Here is a 17,120-nt window from a genome sequence, read left to right as displayed (position 1 = left end):
CATCGCACAATCTTGTTGTGCAGCCTAGCCCGTAGAATTGACAAATCAGATAGGTTGGATTCCTGAAGCCACCTACAACACTAATAGCTTCTTCGAATGATGTAATCGGCAATCTGGCGAAGTAAATCAGCACGATGGTCGAATCCGGAAAGGGCGCTGATCGCAGTATGGTGAAGCTCTCTGGCATAATCTTTCGCTGCCTCCAGCCCCATCAGGGAAACATAAGTTGGTTTGTCCAGAGCCATATCCGCTCCCTGAAGCTTGCCCAGCGTTTCCGTATCAGCAATAACGTCCAGAATATCGTCCCGAACCTGGAAGGCAAGACCGATGGCTCTTGCATAATGATCCAGTGACTGCAACTCCTCACCCTGCAACGGCCTGGCACACAATGCTCCCATACGGACACCGGCCCGAATCAGAGCACCGGTTTTATGGGTATGCATCAACTCAAGCTGCTGCTGGTTCAGCTCCGTCCCTGCGGCGCACTGGTCCATCGCCTGACCACCGGCCATGCCAGCCAGTCCCGACGCCTGGCTGAGGATCGTCACCAGCTGCAATCGAACACTGTCAGTCAGGGTTGAATCAGGACATAAACGGGCATTGCCCAACACCTCAAAGGCCTGACTCTGCAGCGTATCGCCTACCAGAATCGCAGTTGCCTCATCGTATGCCTTGTGACAGGTTGGCTTGCCCCTGCGCAGGTCATCATCATCCATTGCCGGCAAATCATCATGAACCAGTGAGTAGGCATGGATTAATTCCACAGCACAGGCGGCAGGGTTGGCCTGCTTAACATCCCCACCCAAAGCATGACAGGCAGCATAGACCAGCGTTGGTCGCACTCTTTTGCCACCATTAAAAACACTGTATCGCATCGCTTCCAGCAGCAGGGGGCTGACCTTACTGTCATCAGGCAGGACTGTAGTGAGCGCTTGATCCACCTGTAAACGACACTGCTCGATAAATTTTGAAAGCGGCACAGGGCTTGCCATCTTCACAGCCCTCTATCTGCTGAAGGCTCTGCACCGTCAGCAGCAAATGGCTCTGTGGTCAGTTCACCATTTTGCACAAGCAGCTGTTGAACTTTTTGCTCAGCATCGGTCAATGCTTTCTGGCAGCCACGGGTCAGTTTAATGCCCTGTTCAAAGGCTTTCAGAGATTCTTCCAGGCTCAAATCGCCGGACTCCATTTTCTGGACCAATGTCTCCAGCTCCGCCAAAGACTGCTCAAAGGCAAAGCTCTCAGTATCCACCGTATTTTTTGACATGAATGAGCCTGTTGAAGAAAACATTCATGGCACGCTATCAACGTTCCATGACGAGAATAGTTGGCGAAAACGATTTTCACACTGGTTTGACCAACCGCTTTCGACCATCCGCAATGATCAAACCATTATCCCGTTGGCCGATATTGAAAGCAATGCCCCGGCAAGATCATGGACTTTAATGATGGAAGAACAAAAACGGCAGGCAGTTTATCACAACTCAAGACTGGGCCAGATCCTGATAAAAAAAGGATATATCTCTCCAGAGCAGCTTGATGCCGCCATTCACCAGTCAGCAAGCCATGAGCAGCTGCTTGGAGAGTATCTGATAGAACAGCGCATGCTGTCACGATGGCAACTGCGCAGGGCACTTTCCAGCCAGAGCCAGCTGCGTTTATCCGCCTCCCTGTCAATGGCTCTGCTCACTCCGGTTTATCCACTGCTTGCGAAAGAACATGCTGAGCCGGTTGATAGCACGCTGGAAACACTGCTCAAGCCTCTCCTGATAGCAGGCTCCGCTGACACACTTGAATTCAACCCTGATTTGTCAACGATTGAATTCAGGCACAATGGCCTGATTCGACTGCGGATCCCAAGCACGCTTGGTGAGCTGAACTTTGACGGCCTGCGATTGATAACCGATGGCAGCAAAAACCACCTGGCGTTGTCCCTTGCAGATCTTGAGCTTACAGATGCCCGGTTATTTATCCGAACCATCCACAACCGGCTTGATCCAGCCCTGCCTTGAAACGTTTCAGGGCTGGATCAAGCCGGTCATGAGTGGAACTTTTTTCAGACTCCGGGCTCATAGAAAAAAAGGTGAACAAGGATCTATATTATGTTTCCAGCCCCTGCTGTATCACCCCGAGTACAGTCGTACATTCTTGATCCCCAAACCCCTGACTCGTCAATTCCATTTGCGTTTTTTGGTATCAGAACCGTAAAAGAAGTACATTGCCAACCTGATAGCTGTTATTTGAACAAACTTCCTGATGAACTACTGGTTCTCATTGCCAGTAATTTATCTTTTTTTGATTTTGTTCATTTCAGTGCGACTCATACACGTCATGTGTCGTGCCTTCGATCAGACTATGTTATTAAAAAAATGTTGGTCAGCGATAAAAGCATGTCATTGTTGCTTTTTGAAAGAGCGGACAACAAAGCGAAATGTTACCTGAGGGGCCTGCTATGGAATGACCTTCAGCTCACACCAGATGAAGTGGTTAATGCTTTCCCGGACAGGCCGGAAAGCAAACTGGGGATAGCGCGCTTCAAAGCGAATTGTTGCATCAGGGGCATGCCGCTGAATGGCCAGAAGGTCTCAACGGAAGCTGTGGTCGAGGCGTTCCCGGATAGCACGGAAGGCAAAGAGAGGTTAGCGTTCTTCAAAGCGCGTTGTTGCCTGAAAAAAATGCCGCTGCATGGCCAGAAGGTCTCAACGGAAGCTGTGGTCGAAGCTTTCCCGAATACTCCGAAAGGCAGACTTGAGATGGCGCTCTTCAAAGCTCAATGTTGCCTGAAGGAACTGCTGCTGCATGGCCGACAGGTTTCACCGGAAGCTGTGATCGAGGCTTTCCCGGATAGTCCGGAAGGCAAACTTGAGATGGCCATCTTCAAGGCACAGTGTTACCTGAGGGAACCGCCGCCTCACGGCCGGCGGATCTCACTGAAAGAGGTGCTTGAGACTTTCCCGGATAGCCCGGAAGGCAAACTGGAGATAGCGTTCTTTAAGCAAGGATGTTGCTTAAGAGGCCTGCCATTGGGTAATCCGGTCTTACCACACATGGTGACCAGGGCTTTCCAGAATAGTCCGGGAAGCCAACTGGAGATAGCGCGCTTCATAGGGCAATGTTGCCTGAGGCGTATGCCGTTCAGAGGCCAACAGCTCAGAACGGGCGATGTGCTTAGTGCTTTTCCGAATAGCGCGAGAGGCAAACTTGAGATGGCGCACTTCAAAGCGGCATGTTGCCTGAGGCAACCGCCGTTGACTGGCCAAGAGATCACACCGGATGATGTGGTCAAGGATTATACGGCAGCGAAAGCAATGCTGGCGCTGGTGCGTTTCAAAGCGGAATGCTGCCTGAACGGACTGCCATTAAATCGCCAGGCGATCTGTGCAGATGAGGTTGGCAGGGACTTTGAACGTGGCGGCTGGTTGGCTGAAAGAGACGATTTTTATATTCGACTGAAGTGGAAGAAAAGTCAGTTGAACAACAATCATCTTGCATAATTTTATGAAGCGACAGTTTTCAACTTTTGCCGTGTCTCCCCCACAATCAGGATCGTTCAGTCTTGATCCTGAAATTTTGAACCTGATAATCATTTGAAGGTCAAACGAAGGTCAAACGGCGGTATTTAGGAATTGTCTTTTAATAAGTTCCCGATTTCCGTTCACCTTGAGTGCTAAAATTGTCGAAGTATCGAAGGGTCGTGCCACCGAACTTCGACAAGCTTGCACTCAGTCCGAACGGAGTCAGGCAATGAAAATAGGGAAGTTATTTCCAGACAACTCCTTAGGATAAAAAAAGGCCACTGAAAAAGTGGCCTTCACTGATTTCAGCCAAGTCAGAATTAAACGTCTGGTGCCGCAGTGCGTTTAACTTTTGCCTTCTCAGAGTTTTCAACCGGACCTGAGCTGTGCTCGGTCCATACGTCTGCGTCCATGGTTTTATCAAGGAATGGGAACTTGCGACGATTGAATACCGGTGTCACACCGGATGCCACCTGATCATCGAAGTCCTTCAGAACCTGAACAACAATACCAGAAAGCATCAGAATAGCCGTCAGGTTAATCAGTGCCATGATCCCCATGGAAGCATCAGCAAAAGCCCACACTGTTGGCAGGCTGCTGCTTGCCCCCCAGATCACCATACCCAGTACAGCAATACGGTAAACGTTTACCAGCCAATTCTTGTCCATGATAAAGCGCAGGTTTGATTCACCATAGTAGTAATTGGCAATGATCGAACTGAAAGCAAACAACAGAATAGCCGCAGCTACCATGTGCTTACCGACCGGCCCCACCTGGCTTTCCAGAGCCAGCTGCGTCAACTCGATACCTGTTACACCAGAACCGTCCATTACGCCGGACATCAGGATAATAGAAGCGGTCGCAGTACAGACAATGATCGTATCCATAAATACACCCAGCATCCCCATCATGCCCTGGTTGGCAGGATGATTCGAGTGTGCGGTTGCCGCTGCGTTAGGGGCACTACCCATACCCGCTTCATTGGAGAACAAACCACGCTTGATGCCCTGCTGCATCGCCTGGGATACCGCGTAACCCGCTCCACCACCGACAGCACTATCAAGACCAAAAGCGCTCTTGATAATCAGGCTGAAGACCGCCGGCAGCTCTGTGATATTCATAAATACCACCACCAGGGCCACACCCAGATAGCCAAAAGCCATGATCGGGACGACCATCTCTGCCACTTTGGCAATGGAGCGAATACCACCGAAGATGACCAGGGCACTCACCATTGCCAGCCCCATACCAATAGCTTCCGTTGGAATTTCGTAGCCACTGAATGCTGCTGCAATGGAGTTAGACTGCACACTGTTAAAGGCAAAGCCAAACGCAATAATCAGGGAGATGGAGAAGATAATACCCAGCCAGCGCTGCCCAAGGGCTTTCTCAATGTAATAAGCCGGGCCACCTCGATAAGTACCATCACCGTTATTGGTCTTATAAAGCTGGGCAAGAATATTCTCGGCAAGACTGGTGGACATACCCAGAACCGCAATCAGCCACATCCAGAAAACAGCACCAGGCCCACCCATAGTGATGGCAACCGCGACACCCGCTATGTTGCCAGTACCTATCCGTGCAGCAAGACTTGTACAAAACGCCTGAAACGGAGAGACATGAGTAGAACAATCAGTCGCACGGCTGCCCAGCATGGTTTTCATTGCCAGAGTAAACCGACGAATTTGAACAAAGCGGGTTTTTACCGTGAAAAGCAGACCTGCCCCCATAAGCAGGTACATAAGAATGCTGCCCCAAAGCAGACCATTGATGGAGTCTATTAAGTTATTCATAAAATTTCCGGCGCATTGTGTATTCTCGATTTTTATTTCAAATTAAGATTTATAACATTAGGGAATAAACCTTGAATGATAAGTATAAACACCTACCAATCAAACAATGGAAATCCTTTAAAAACTTCCTGGAACCCTTTAACAACAACACATCCTATGTCCAATTCAGGCCAAATAACAAACCACAAAAATACGCATAAAACGATCACCAACACGTACAAATAACAACTGATGCAATTGAAAGCCTGAACAAAAATTTAGAATACCCTTACGGTAAAATAAAACATTTCTTAAACAATCAGGAAGCCCCACCATTTCAAAATAGCAAACTACAAAACAGGCTTTTTCATCAGGAAACAAATAATGAACACACCAATTATCAATTAAATGACACTATTGATAATAATCTTTCATTGTTTAATTTCAGATAACACGAGGCAATGTAAAAGACTACCTTGTCAACAACATTCCTCAAATAAGCAATACCTGATAAAGATCAACCAACATCAACGTTTCAACTTTTGCTAACAGGACTTCGTCTCCTGAAAATTGGCATTACCAATGCGTTCGAGTGAGTCCTCAGATTCAGGTTTATGAACCCAGACATCCTTATCAATCGTTCGATCCAGAAAAGGAAAACGAATGCGGTTAAACTCAGGGGATCGGCCGGATCCTGACTGTAAATCGTAATCCCTCAATACCCGCATAACCGGGCCACTGAGCAACAGGATGATCACAAGATTAATCAGTGCCATCAGCCCCATGGCAAGGTCAGCAACCATCCATACCATCTCGAGGGATGCGATTGAACCAAGAAAGACCAGAAATACGACAACAGATCGATAAACCTGCAATAAACGGGGACTGTTACGGATAAACAGAAGATTTGACTCACCATAGTAATAATTGGCAATCACCGATGTAAAACCAAAAAAGATGACAGCAATGGAAATAAACCACTGCCCCCAGCCACCGACAATACCAGCGAGCGCAGCCTGAGTCAGCTGGATACCATTGAAGGTACCGCCTGATCCCAGCTGGTCGGATAGCAGCACAATGGCTGCGGTCGCTGTACAGATCACAATGGTATCGATAAACACGCTGATCATCGACACAATGCCCTGAGCCGCCGGATGGTTTGGTTTGGGTGTCGCAGTTGCAGCAGCATTGGGACCACTGCCCATACCAGCCTCATTGGAAAACAGGCCTCGCTTGATTCCTTGCATCATGGCCTGTGCTACGGAATAACCAATAGCACCACCTGCGGCTGAATGCAGACCAAATGCACTGTCAAAAATCAACGTGATAACGGCAGGCATTTCATTCAAATGAAAAGCGACAACACCAAAAGCAATCAGCAGATAAGCCATTGCCATTACCGGAACCACTAACTCTGCAAAATGAACAATCGAGTGGATCCCTCTGAAAATAATCACAGCGGTCACACCGGCAATGACCAGGCCGACCAATACCGGACTTATCGCCATATGACCGGAAACCGCCTGGGATACCGAGTTAGCATGGACCGCATTGAAGACAAACCCGAAGGTCGTTAACAAGAGAACTGAAAATAAAATACCCAGCCAGCGCAGGCCAAGTGCCTTCTCTATATAGTAAGCAGGGCCACCACGAAAAGTTCCATCTTTATTGTTGGTTTTATAGAGCTGCGCCAGCGTGTTCTCTACAAAACTGGAGGCCATTCCCAGCAGGGCAACGATCCACATCCAGAACACCGCACCGGGGCCACCGATAAAGATAGCAATGGCAACCCCGGCCAGGTTACCAGTACCCACGTGTGCAGCCAGGCTGGTACAAAGGGCCTGAAAAGAAGAGATTTCATTACCTGATGTCTTTCGAGACCCCAGCGTCAGCTTCCATGCGTGAAAAAAATAACGAAACTGGACAAATCGGCTTCTGACAGTGAAGTAAACACCAGCACTCAGCAGCAGATAGATCAGTAAATATTCCCAAATGAAGGTCGTAATTTCTAAAAAGATCGTACTCATTTGAGCCCCAATGATTTTTCACACCAAACAAGAATAGCAGAGGATTTTTGACACAAAGGGGGATTTTGCAGGGTAAAAACTGCCCAAAAAGACAAAAAATAAACAATGCCTTTGTTTATCAATGGCCAGTGGGCTGCCCGGGCAATAGAGGTCGAAGCAGAGCCTGAAGGTGGGCCAGCCACTCAAAACGGTTAATAATTAACGGTTTGAGACGAATGTAGTAATATCGCCCTAAAATATTAGAAACCGTTATGTTCAGGGAGTGAACACAAATGTCTCAGTTAATCCGGGAATTCAAAAGTGAACACGTGCAAATCAGTGACCTGCTTTTACAAGCACGTGAAGTGGGTGTTGACAACCAGCAAGGTCGAAATTTGATACTTTCCGCAAAAAAAATGCTGCTGGCCCACTTAAACAAAGAAGATAAGTACCTGTATCCGGTATTGCGGGAAGCCGCTGAGAACGATGACAGCCTGAAGTCTACCCTGACTGACTATGCGCTGGATATGGATAAGATTTCTGCCGACGTGATGGTTTTTTTCGCCCTGTATGAAAATGGTGATAATACCAACGAAAACTTTCAGCAGGACTGCAACAACATCATCAAGGCATTGAGCAAGCGAATCACCAAGGAAGAAGCGATTCTCTACAAGACTTACGATAGAATCAAAGGTGTCTGAAACCGGCAGTTAAATGATCGGCTGGTTCTCAGCCGATCATTATTCCCTTCTAGAAGAATACAAACCCAAGCAGCACCACACCCAGAACCATCCGATAGATAACAAATGGCATAAGCCCGATACGGTTGATAAATGCCAGGAAGAAATGCACACAGAGCCAGGCACTGACAGCCGACACCAGGGTTCCAAGGGACAGTGTCGGCCAGTCCACCGGCACCGTGCTTTCTGCCAGATCCAGCATCAACAGGCTACCCGCCCCCAGAATCACAGGAATGGACAGCAGGAACGAGAATCGGGCAGCCGCATCACGGGTAAAGCCCATCATTAACGCGGCCGTCATGGTAATACCAGAACGGGATGTGCCCGGGATCAGCGCCAGTGCCTGGGCAAGGCCAATCAGCATCGCCTGCCTGAAAGACATCTGCTCCAGGGGTTGAATACGTTTGCCTTGCAGATCTGCCCAACCCAGCAGGGCACCAAAAATCAGGGTGGTACCGGCAATAACCGCAACGGTCCGCATCGCCTCATCCAGACCCATTTTTTTCAGGACCAGACCAAATACCACGGCGGGCAATGTGGCAAAAATCAGATACCAGCCAAGACGGCTGTTAACGGTAGCGCCCTTCCCCACCAGAGAGCCCAGCCAGTCACGGGCAATGGCAAAGAGGTCTTTCCAGAAATAGGCAATGACGGCAGCCAGCGTACCAATGTGCACAGCGACATCAAATGCCAGCCCCTGGTCCGTCCAGCCAAGCAGCTGGGCGGGCAAAATCAGGTGACCCGAGCTGGAGATTGGAAGAAATTCGGTAATGCCCTGGATCAGCGCCAGGATAATGGTCTGTAGAGTGTCCATAACGATCCGTCCTTGTCTTAACGTTCTGATTTTTTCAGAGCTACCTTATCCCGAAGGTAAACCGGCATGGCCTGCTCCGCAGGCAGCCCTTTACCCCGTTTAAAGTCGGCAGCAGCCAGCAGGGCTATATCATGGGCCCTGGGCCAGGCTTCAATCTGACAATCAACCACGGTGGCCGACAGTCGATGTCTGAATGCCCAGCCAGTGCCCATCCCGAACCAGTACCCATCCATAACCGGTACTACAACGTTTTCTGGCAGGGTCACTATTTCCGCAGCAACCGGCACCATTAAGCCATCCGACTCGGAAAACGCACCCCAGTATACCTCATCCATTCTGGCATCAATGGCACTCAACACTTTTGCTGCCTTGTGCTCCCTGAGCCCCTGCTGAGCCAGAGCAGCCAGCGTCGAGACCGGAACCACCGGCAGATCAACCGCAAACGCCAACCCCTGAACCATGGCGGTCGCCACCCTGAGGCCGGTAAATGCCCCAGGCCCCCGGCCAAAGGCCAGGGCATCCAGCTGCTTAAGGCTTAAGCCGGCCTGAGCCAGAACGTCTTCAACCATTGGCAGCAGATCACGGCTGTGTCGGCGGGGAGTCAGCTCAAATCGTTCAATCACTTCGCCATCAAGGTTAAGGGCAACAGAACAGGCTTCCGTTGCGGTATCAAGAGCAAGCAGTTTCATGGGGAGTCTTTACTGTTTTGGTGAGCGTCAGCAACATGGCCAGCCGACTATTTTGATAAGACCGGCAGTTCATTACAACCGTATTTTCAGTCATTACAAAAAAGCCGGTGGCGCTTTCTCACACCCCCGACTTTTGTTTTGATCAACAGTTATTGCCCGGGCAACAACATCAGGCAACTATCTCACTCAGGCGAGAACAGGCTTCAGCGCGTCCAGCACCTGCTGTTTGATTTCATCAACAGAACCGACACCTTCAATGCGGCTGTAACGGGTATCGCCACCCACTTGCTGATAGAACTCAACCAATGGCGCAGTCTGATCATGGTAGACCCCCAGACGCTTGCGTACCGTCTCTTCTTCATCGTCTGCGCGCTGCACCAGGGCTTCACCGGTCACATCATCCTTACCCTCTTCTCTGGGTGGATTAAAGACCACATGATAAGTACGACCACTTTCCGGGTGCACGCGACGGCCACTCATGCGCTTGACGATTTCTTCATCATCAACCGCGATTTCCACAACGTGGTCAATGGCAACACCGGCATCACGCAGGGCTTCTGCCTGGGGAATGGTGCGTGGGAAGCCATCAAACAGGAAACCGTTGGCGCAATCACTCTCAGCAATACGCTCTTTGACCAGGGCAATGATGATGTCGTCAGAAACCAGCGCCCCGGAATCCATGACGGCCTTGACCCTGTTGCCCAGCTCAGTGCCGTTCTTGATCGCAGCCCGCAGCATATCCCCGGTAGAGATCTGGGGAATACCATACTCTTCCATGATAAATTGAGCCTGAGTCCCTTTACCGGCGCCCGGTGCACCCAGCAGAATAACGCGCATGAAAAGCTCCTGTTGCCAGCCATCCGTTCTCTGCGGCAAGAGATCGTATTATAGAGACATCGTCTGGCTTGGAATGTGACAAATTTATTGACGTATTCAATAAAAAGCGGACAAGCATATACAGCCGGAAGCCCGGTGACAAGTTTGGACTTATCACCTGGGCCTGGTACATGGTTGAAGTGAGTTTGACGTGTAAAATCTCCGTTCACCCTGAGCGGAGTCGAAGGGTGCTTGGCACGATCTATCAAAGTCCGGAGTTTCCGCCTTTAGGCCCTATGGGTCCTTCGACAAGCTCAGGACGAACGGAGTACGGAGGCACGACAGCCCGTCAAACTCATTGTAACCATGTCCCAGGAACCAATATGAAAATTACTGCTTTTCAACCACCACACTACCGATGGAGTAACCTGCCCCGAAAGAGCAAATGACACCTTTATCCCCCGATGTCAGATCCAGCGAGTGTTTATGAAAGGCAATGATCGAACCGGCTGAACTGGTATTAGCGTACTCATTAAGAATCACCGGCGCTTCCCGGGGCTTCGGCTCACGGCCCAGCAGCTTGCGCGCCACCAGTTGGTTCATATTCAAGTTTGCCTGATGCAGCCATAGACGGCTCAAATCACCGGGGGTCAGTGCAAGAGACTCAAGGTGATCAGAAATATGCTTCACCACCTGGGGGCAAACTTCTTTAAAGACTTTCCGGCCATTTTGGACAAACAGTTTGTCGGGCTTGCCGACACCGGTTTCATCCGCACGATTCAGAAAGCCAAAGTTGTTACGGATATTATTGGAGAACTGAGTCCACAGGTGACAACCGAGTACCCGGTAGCCATCTTTCCGCCTGGCAATGTCTTCACTCTCCAGCAATACGGCAGTACAGGCATCACCAAAAATAAAGTGACTGTCCCGGTCACGGAAGTTCAGATGACCTGAACAAATTTCCGGGTTCACCATCAATACCCGTTTTGCAGACCCGCTGCGAATAGCGTCGACGCCAGCCTGGATACCAAAGGTAGCCGAAGAACAGGCGACATTCATGTCATAACCATAACCACCGCCACCGAGAAACTGCTGGATCTCAACGGCAATGGCCGGGTAAGGGCGCTGCATATTGGAACAGGCGACAATAATCATATCCACGCCGGATGGCTCTACCCGGGCCTGGGCAAGAGCCCCTCTGGCAGCATGGAGTGCCATTTCGCACTGGACAGAGATATCCTCATTGCCACGCTCGGGAATTCGTGGAACCATTCTCTGCGGATCAAGAACACCTTCCCGGTTAACCACGTAGCGGCTAACAATTCCGGAGGCTTTTTCAATAAACTCACTACTGCTTCGGGCCAGCGGTTCCAATTCACCGGCGGCTATGGCCTCTTTGTTGTTTTCATTCTGCTGGTCGACCCAGGCATTGAATGCATTGACCAGCTCATCATTACTGATGGCCCCCGGTGGGGTATATAACCCGGTACCACTGATCACGACTTCCGGCACAATCACTCCATCACATGCTTATTGTCTTTTATTTTTCGCATCTTATAGCAGGGTAATTACCAAGGGAACCAATAAGTAACCAACCTTATGAAATTATCGTTTCTGGCGTCAGGGCTTGCCGGTTCCCCGCTTTTGTCTTGATGCCTCCAGCTCCGGGCTATTCCCCCCAAGACTCCAGTTTCCGGGCTCCTCCTCTTCAATGACCACCCAGACCGCCTGCTGAAAACGATCTTCACCACCTGCTGCAACCTCCACCAGCAGTTTAGAGATTCCATCCATCACTTCCTGCTTCTGGATTTCATTAAACAGCCCCTTGACCGTTTTCACAGAGACAAACGGCATAAGCACTCACCTCACAATAAATACCAACCCTCACAGATTAGCTCATTTTCACCACAGGCACTGAAAGCACCAAAGGTAATAAATGCGTGGTCATCCTCCATTCCCAGCTGACGCACCTGGTACAGTAATAACAGAGCCTGAAGGCCGTAACCAAAGCGCCCCCATAACTTGATAAAAAAGATCAGGTAAAAAGGTTTGGGTAGATTAAGGATATTAAATTGCGACATAACAGCTCCGGACTAGGAGGCTTAGTCCGAGAATAGCGCCCGTCTAGGCGACCCCGTAGCGAGGATGGCAGAAAATTGAGGATAAAAATTCCGTTTTGTGAGGTGAATAGCGGGGCTATTTGCCGAACAAAACGGAATTTTTAGACCAATTTGCTGCCACCGCACGACTGCATGGATGCAGGAGCTAGAGCAACGCAGGAGCAGTTGCCGCGTAGGGCATTCTAATCTCGGACAGGCTTCTAGGTTCAGGAAGCACACTTCGCCAAATGTACCGATGGGACAGGCTGAAAAAGGAATAGAGGAACTATTTGATAGTTATTAAATCCAACAATAATGAATAAACAGAAATTAATAATCACCTTATGACTATATCTTCAGTTAATCAGACTCCTGCGCCCGGTTCTCGCCCGGCAGATGATATTGTCAGCTTATTCAAGGATGGCAGATTAATGGTTCGGGCTGTTGATGCACGCAAGGGCAAATGGCTCGGCTGGGAAACAAAGCCGGTTACCCGGTTAAGTCCCCAATGCAACAACCCCTTAACTAAACATGGTGAAGAGCAGGTATTCAGTGGGGAATCATGGGTAGTGACCATGTTGGGACCAATAGAGAGGAATGAGGTTGAGCTGGCATGGGCCTATAAACATGATGCCTTTACCGATGCTCAAGGAGATTTTCAGCCGAACAAAACACATTCCAAACCGATAAAAAAAATCACGGATTACGTAACGCTGAACATCAAGATGGAAGAAAAATATTGGCAGAGCAAAACCATCTTCCCTGATACCAAAACCTCCGGGCGTATTGACAGCACAGGTTACCTGCTGCATCAGTTATCCAGCAGGCAAAACATCGAAAAAACCTACCCGGAAATTATTTGCCGCATTAATCTGGGTCTGATGCACTGCGGATATCTTCTCGACTTTAACCGGGAAGCTGCGTTTGACCGGGTCGCAGATATGATGCAAAACATTTTACTGCTGGAACTGGGAGATGACGCCAGTGCCGCTGGGGAATTTCGCCAACCTTTACGGCTGTCGGTATACGATAGCGAGCGGGGTGTGCTATTCCCGCCGCTCAAACTGCAGCGCCATGAAATAGAGGCGATTTCGGCAAACGCCAGAACATTCTCGAAATATGCTCAAACCATGGGGCAGGCTATCACGCTGTTCAAGGTGCTGGTGCAGTCCGGTGTTGATCGTTTTTTGCAGCTACTGATCAATATTCCGGAAAGTATCAAACCCGTAGCAGAGGCAGAAAAAAATCTGGACCTGATAAAAATATTATCTACCGGGGACATATTATGTAGCTTACCCGAATTACTGGAAGCGATAGAAAATGCCCGGTTACTTAATGTCAATCTACCTGTGCAGTTATTGGAAAAATTGATTAGTACGTCCTTTTTCCCTGCAAGTGATTTAAGAGACTTCAAAGACCGGGGAAACTGCATTTTCCTGGATATGGATTTATACGGAGATCGTTGGCAGGAGACAAAATCGAAGCTTGGCAAGCAAGCGCAGACTTGCAGGAAGGCATTGCTTAACAGGTTATTTGTCCCAATATTGTTGCAAGGTCATTGTGATCATTACTCCAATCGTAACCCATTAGTCGTCTGTCTTCTGATTGTCCATGGAACCAGGGTCGACTTTCAAAAAAAGCATCTTTCTAACGTGACCGGTAGCCTATGGCTGTTACTGGCAGCCAGGTATTTCTGCCAGGAGAGTTTGTTGACCCGGGATGAATTCAGGATTATCCGCCACGAGATCCTGTGGCAGATTAGCTGCAACAAGATGGTTTATACGGAACGCTTCTATACAGAGGTAAAGCCGGGGCAAATGGCACCCCCTGAGGGAATCCCGAATACTCTGGCTACGTTTATAGACAATCTGAAAAAAGTTTTGGCCCGTCAATCGGTATCCACCGGAGCCGACTGGGTTGAAAATCTGTGCCGGGAACTGATCGGCGAAAAAATATACCACCAGTTTTATCTGAACAAAAATGCTGACGGGCAAAAATTGCTGGATTACCTGCAAAATGGCTTATCGCCGCAGCGGTTTAACGATGAGCAGTTAATCGAGCATTTTCGCTACATGACCACTATCCCACTGTCAAACAATCCATTATTCAGCTGCTTAAAGATTTTTCACCAAGAACCCAAGGTAAATAATTTCTGCGTTATCCGGTTGCCTGATAAGGAAACCGGCCAGAGCGAATGGCTCGACAAATTTCTGACCGCCCCACCGAACTTTGTGCAAAGTGAGCTTGACCGTATTGACCACTATCCTGCCATCACCCGGGTAGCGGGTTGGCATTATTACCAGAACCTCCATCCCACCGTAGCAAAAGTCATACTGGAAGGGGGCAAACCCCGCTCCCGCAAAGTTCACGGCCTGGATCACGCCCTGCGAACCCAGCTGGCGACCGAGTTTCTTGTGGAGGTATTGCCTGACATTCATGCGCCATTTAAGGAACTGCTGAAAAACCAGCCCCTGCTGCAGGAATTACTGCCCATTGCCGAGCTATACCACGACGCAGTTGCTGAAGATGAGCATAAAGATGTGGAAGAGCGTCGTACCGCTGAACTGTTCCAGCGTGATATGCAGAGTTTGCATCACTACCCGGATGAACTGATCGGGTTAGTATCCAGTGCCCTGAAAAATAAAAACAGCAACCAGATGCAGCCGGTCAGGGCTCCTTTCACCAGTGACCAGCAATGCTCCGCAGACGAATTACTGCTTCGTCAGGTGCTGCGCTTTGGTGATATCGTCGATATCGTCCGGGTCATCCCCTGCCGGGAGGATTTTCCCGCGATCCGACTGACGCCGGGTTTTGCAGAGCCCGGAGAGAACCGCTACTTTAACCCGGAAGCCATTGAGCTACTGCGCGTGGTCAATAAACCAGAGTTTACCCGGCTGATCCGGGCAGCACTGGTGAGCTTCAGGCATCTGGCCTGCATTACCGGGGGCTGGCACCACAAAGACGCCAACCCGTTCACCACGAAATACCGATTGCCGGTGGATAACACCAAACGGCGATTGATGATTGAACAGGCATCTGATCCGCAGCAGTGCATGCGCGACAGCCTGGATGATCTGGTTCGGCTGGTGATGGCAGCGAAAGCGGGCATCAAACCCTGCCTGACCGATCACCCCAAACGCTCGGACAACCTGCCTCTCCCCGATTGCTGGGACCCGAAAACCGGCTCAGCCGGTGCCTACCGAAAGCTGCACAATGAGCAGGAACTGAGACAGATTGAATTACCTGAAAATATGACCCTGACAGAAAAAATTATCGTGGCAGCGGATGAACTGAACCACACAATGTCCTTGCTATCACCTGCCACCCGCCACGGCATGCAATCAGAGATTGAGCGGTTACAACAGAAGGGTATCCTGCCCGCAATCGGTACGCCGCCGCAGTCCGAGCTTGAAAAAATATTTCGGCAGCCGGACTGCGCCGGTGCCCGGATACTGAATGAACGAGGACTAAAGGTGGTGTCTGATGAATATGACGGAAGGGTCGTCTATCGGATGAAGCCGAACGACCAGCAGCAACAAAAAAAGGCGGCACGGTGAGTTTAACCATGACGCCTGCTACCACGATAACGACCCAGCTGCCGCTAAGGAACAGTCCTGAAATAACTTCGAGATTTCAGTAAGCGCTGCCCGCAAGAGACAGGCCGCCTGTGCTTTTGTAGTTAGCGGCTAGTACATGGTTTAAATGAGTTTGACGTGTACAATCTCCGTTCACCCTGAGCGGAGTCGAAGGGTGCTTGGCACGATCTATCAGAGTCCGGAGTTTCCGCCTTTAGGCCCTATGGGTCCTTCGACAGCCTCAGGACGAACGGAGTGCGGAGGCACGACAACTCGTCAAATTCATTGAAACCATGTACTAGCGACCTTAACAAGTCCTCAGTCAAAGGCGGTATTTATTCCGAGACAATTCCTTAATATGACTGCGGCACACTCTCAATTAGCCAGTATTCCGCATACCTGCCGCAATACCGGCAATGGTGATCATCAATGCCTGTTCCAGCTCCTCGCCCACTTCCGCATCCTCTCCCGCCACCTTTTCATGGGAGCGAACCCGCTGCAGCAACTCAGCCTGAAGGAAGTTCAGAGGATCCGTGTAAGGGTTACGCAGGCCAATGGCTTCTTTGTTCTGCGGGTGTGATGACATCAGCTCATCCCCCTCTTTAAGATCCAGCAGCACTTCGATGGCAGACGACAGCATACGTCTGAGTTTTTCGCCCAGGTAGCGCAGATGATCAGGCACCAGCTGATCTTCATAATACCGGGCCAGCTGGGCATCGGTCTTGGTGAAGACCATCTCCAGCATTTCCAGACGTGCCTTAAAGAACGGCCAGTCGGTCATCATTGCTTCCAGCACATCCCGGTTGCCATTGTTGACCGCATTCTCCAGCGCTCCGCCACAGCCCAGCCAGGTTGGCAGCATCAGGCGAATCTGTGTCCAGGCAAAAATCCATGGAATAGCCCGCAGACTTTCCACGCCACCATTGGGTTTCCTCTTGGCGGGACGGGAGCCAAGCGGCAATTTACCCAGCTCCATTTCCGGCGTTACGGCCCGGAAGTAAGGTAACGTGAATTCGACGTAAAAAAGACAAGGAGCCTCCGGACTGCTTAGCTATCTTTCAGATACCAAACCATAGACAGCTAACCGGAGGCCC

General features: G+C 49.9%; 14 protein-coding genes and 1 pseudogene. 4 read left to right on the top strand and 11 right to left on the bottom strand.

Going from position 1 to position 17,120, the window contains the following annotated elements; translation table 11 throughout:
• Positions 1-80: 80 nt before the first annotated feature.
• Both ACO6VE_RS17100 and ACO6VE_RS17095 read right to left on the bottom strand, forming a co-directional pair.
• Positions 81-992 (bottom strand): polyprenyl synthetase family protein, encoded by a 912-nt coding sequence (locus ACO6VE_RS17100; RefSeq protein WP_422462489.1) that lies wholly within the window; start codon positions 990-992, stop codon positions 81-83.
• A 2-nt stretch (positions 993-994) separates the two neighbouring features.
• Entirely contained in the window at positions 995-1,267 is a 273-nt protein-coding gene (locus tag ACO6VE_RS17095) for an exodeoxyribonuclease VII small subunit (protein ID WP_269675428.1), read from the bottom strand.
• Here ACO6VE_RS17095 and ACO6VE_RS17090 point away from each other — a divergent pair.
• Positions 1,266-2,012: a hypothetical protein gene (locus tag ACO6VE_RS17090; protein ID WP_422462487.1), complete on the top strand. Its 747-nt coding sequence runs from the start codon at positions 1,266-1,268 to the stop codon at positions 2,010-2,012. The genes ACO6VE_RS17095 and ACO6VE_RS17090 overlap by 2 nt on opposite strands.
• 378 nt (positions 2,013-2,390) lie before the next feature.
• Positions 2,391-3,494 carry a hypothetical protein gene (locus tag ACO6VE_RS17085; protein WP_422450181.1) on the top strand — a complete coding sequence of 368 codons (1,104 nt, stop codon included), beginning with the start codon at positions 2,391-2,393 and terminating at the stop codon, positions 3,492-3,494.
• A 341-nt stretch (positions 3,495-3,835) separates the two neighbouring features.
• Here the strand turns inward: ACO6VE_RS17085 and ACO6VE_RS17080 are convergent, their stop codons facing one another.
• Together ACO6VE_RS17080 and ACO6VE_RS17075 are read right to left on the bottom strand one after the other, a co-directional pair.
• Positions 3,836-5,308 carry an alanine/glycine:cation symporter family protein gene (locus ACO6VE_RS17080; RefSeq protein WP_422450180.1) on the bottom strand — a complete coding sequence of 491 codons (1,473 nt, stop codon included), beginning with the start codon at positions 5,306-5,308 and terminating at the stop codon, positions 3,836-3,838.
• Between the two features lie 524 nt (positions 5,309-5,832).
• A complete protein-coding gene (locus ACO6VE_RS17075; protein WP_422462485.1) occupies positions 5,833-7,314 on the bottom strand; it encodes an alanine/glycine:cation symporter family protein in 1,482 nt (493 codons plus the stop codon).
• A gap of 272 nt (positions 7,315-7,586) precedes the next feature.
• On the opposite strand from ACO6VE_RS17075, the gene ACO6VE_RS17070 reads away from it, so the two are divergent.
• Positions 7,587-7,994 (top strand): hemerythrin domain-containing protein, encoded by a 408-nt coding sequence (locus ACO6VE_RS17070; protein ID WP_422450178.1) that lies wholly within the window; start codon positions 7,587-7,589, stop codon positions 7,992-7,994.
• A 49-nt stretch (positions 7,995-8,043) separates the two neighbouring features.
• On the opposite strand, the gene ACO6VE_RS17065 is transcribed toward ACO6VE_RS17070, so the two are convergent.
• The 6 genes from ACO6VE_RS17065 to ACO6VE_RS17040 all read right to left on the bottom strand — a co-directional run bounded on the left by ACO6VE_RS17065 (position 8,044) and on the right by ACO6VE_RS17040 (position 12,433).
• Complete coding sequence (locus ACO6VE_RS17065; RefSeq protein WP_422450177.1) at positions 8,044-8,847, bottom strand: undecaprenyl-diphosphate phosphatase; 804 nt, start codon at positions 8,845-8,847, stop codon at positions 8,044-8,046.
• A 17-nt stretch (positions 8,848-8,864) separates the two neighbouring features.
• Positions 8,865-9,536, bottom strand: coding sequence for a tRNA (adenosine(37)-N6)-threonylcarbamoyltransferase complex dimerization subunit type 1 TsaB (gene tsaB, locus ACO6VE_RS17060; protein WP_422462483.1), 672 nt, complete (start codon positions 9,534-9,536; stop codon positions 8,865-8,867).
• A 186-nt stretch (positions 9,537-9,722) separates the two neighbouring features.
• Positions 9,723-10,373: an adenylate kinase gene (adk, locus tag ACO6VE_RS17055; RefSeq protein ID WP_269675437.1), complete on the bottom strand. Its 651-nt coding sequence runs from the start codon at positions 10,371-10,373 to the stop codon at positions 9,723-9,725.
• 369 nt (positions 10,374-10,742) lie between these two features.
• Positions 10,743-11,864 carry a beta-ketoacyl-ACP synthase III gene (locus tag ACO6VE_RS17050; RefSeq protein ID WP_422462481.1) on the bottom strand — a complete coding sequence of 374 codons (1,122 nt, stop codon included), beginning with the start codon at positions 11,862-11,864 and terminating at the stop codon, positions 10,743-10,745.
• 108 nt (positions 11,865-11,972) lie between these two features.
• A complete protein-coding gene (locus ACO6VE_RS17045; protein WP_163373103.1) occupies positions 11,973-12,206 on the bottom strand; it encodes a tautomerase family protein in 234 nt (77 codons plus the stop codon).
• An 11-nt stretch (positions 12,207-12,217) separates the two neighbouring features.
• The gene (locus ACO6VE_RS17040) at positions 12,218-12,433 is read right to left on the bottom strand and encodes a hypothetical protein (protein WP_422462479.1); all 216 of its coding nucleotides are present in this window, start codon (positions 12,431-12,433) and stop codon (positions 12,218-12,220) included.
• A 362-nt stretch (positions 12,434-12,795) separates the two neighbouring features.
• Between ACO6VE_RS17040 and ACO6VE_RS17035 the strand changes: the two genes are divergently transcribed.
• Positions 12,796-16,008, top strand: coding sequence for a hypothetical protein (locus ACO6VE_RS17035; protein WP_422462477.1), 3,213 nt, complete (start codon positions 12,796-12,798; stop codon positions 16,006-16,008).
• Between the two features lie 397 nt (positions 16,009-16,405).
• Here ACO6VE_RS17035 and ACO6VE_RS17030 read toward each other — a convergent pair.
• A pseudogene (locus ACO6VE_RS17030) lies at positions 16,406-17,020 on the bottom strand (phosphoenolpyruvate carboxylase); the annotation flags it as partial.
• Between the last annotated feature and the right edge of the window lie 100 nt (positions 17,021-17,120).

Source organism: Endozoicomonas sp. ALB115, from assembly GCF_049310245.1.
Classification (GTDB): Bacteria; Pseudomonadota; Gammaproteobacteria; order Pseudomonadales; family Endozoicomonadaceae; genus Endozoicomonas.
Note: the sequence above shows the minus strand (reverse complement) of the source record. Positions and strands in the feature narration are given on the sequence as shown.

What these genes read in the sequence shown, in the direction of transcription:
- ACO6VE_RS17100 (WP_422462489.1), bottom strand. Translation starts at nt 992, where the DNA reads ATGGCAAGCCCTGTGCCGCTTTCAAAATTTATCGAGCAGTGTCGTTTA.
- ACO6VE_RS17070 (WP_422450178.1), top strand. Translation starts at nt 7,587, where the DNA reads ATGTCTCAGTTAATCCGGGAATTCAAAAGTGAACACGTGCAAATCAGT.
- adk (WP_269675437.1), bottom strand. Translation starts at nt 10,373, where the DNA reads ATGCGCGTTATTCTGCTGGGTGCACCGGGCGCCGGTAAAGGGACTCAG.
- ACO6VE_RS17045 (WP_163373103.1), bottom strand. Translation starts at nt 12,206, where the DNA reads ATGCCGTTTGTCTCTGTGAAAACGGTCAAGGGGCTGTTTAATGAAATC.
- ACO6VE_RS17075 (WP_422462485.1), bottom strand. Translation starts at nt 7,314, where the DNA reads ATGAGTACGATCTTTTTAGAAATTACGACCTTCATTTGGGAATATTTA.
- ACO6VE_RS17090 (WP_422462487.1), top strand. Translation starts at nt 1,266, where the DNA reads ATGAATGAGCCTGTTGAAGAAAACATTCATGGCACGCTATCAACGTTC.
- ACO6VE_RS17040 (WP_422462479.1), bottom strand. Translation starts at nt 12,433, where the DNA reads ATGTCGCAATTTAATATCCTTAATCTACCCAAACCTTTTTACCTGATC.
- ACO6VE_RS17085 (WP_422450181.1), top strand. Translation starts at nt 2,391, where the DNA reads ATGTCATTGTTGCTTTTTGAAAGAGCGGACAACAAAGCGAAATGTTAC.
- ACO6VE_RS17095 (WP_269675428.1), bottom strand. Translation starts at nt 1,267, where the DNA reads ATGTCAAAAAATACGGTGGATACTGAGAGCTTTGCCTTTGAGCAGTCT.
- ACO6VE_RS17080 (WP_422450180.1), bottom strand. Translation starts at nt 5,308, where the DNA reads ATGAATAACTTAATAGACTCCATCAATGGTCTGCTTTGGGGCAGCATT.
- ACO6VE_RS17035 (WP_422462477.1), top strand. Translation starts at nt 12,796, where the DNA reads ATGACTATATCTTCAGTTAATCAGACTCCTGCGCCCGGTTCTCGCCCG.
- ACO6VE_RS17065 (WP_422450177.1), bottom strand. Translation starts at nt 8,847, where the DNA reads ATGGACACTCTACAGACCATTATCCTGGCGCTGATCCAGGGCATTACC.
- tsaB (WP_422462483.1), bottom strand. Translation starts at nt 9,536, where the DNA reads ATGAAACTGCTTGCTCTTGATACCGCAACGGAAGCCTGTTCTGTTGCC.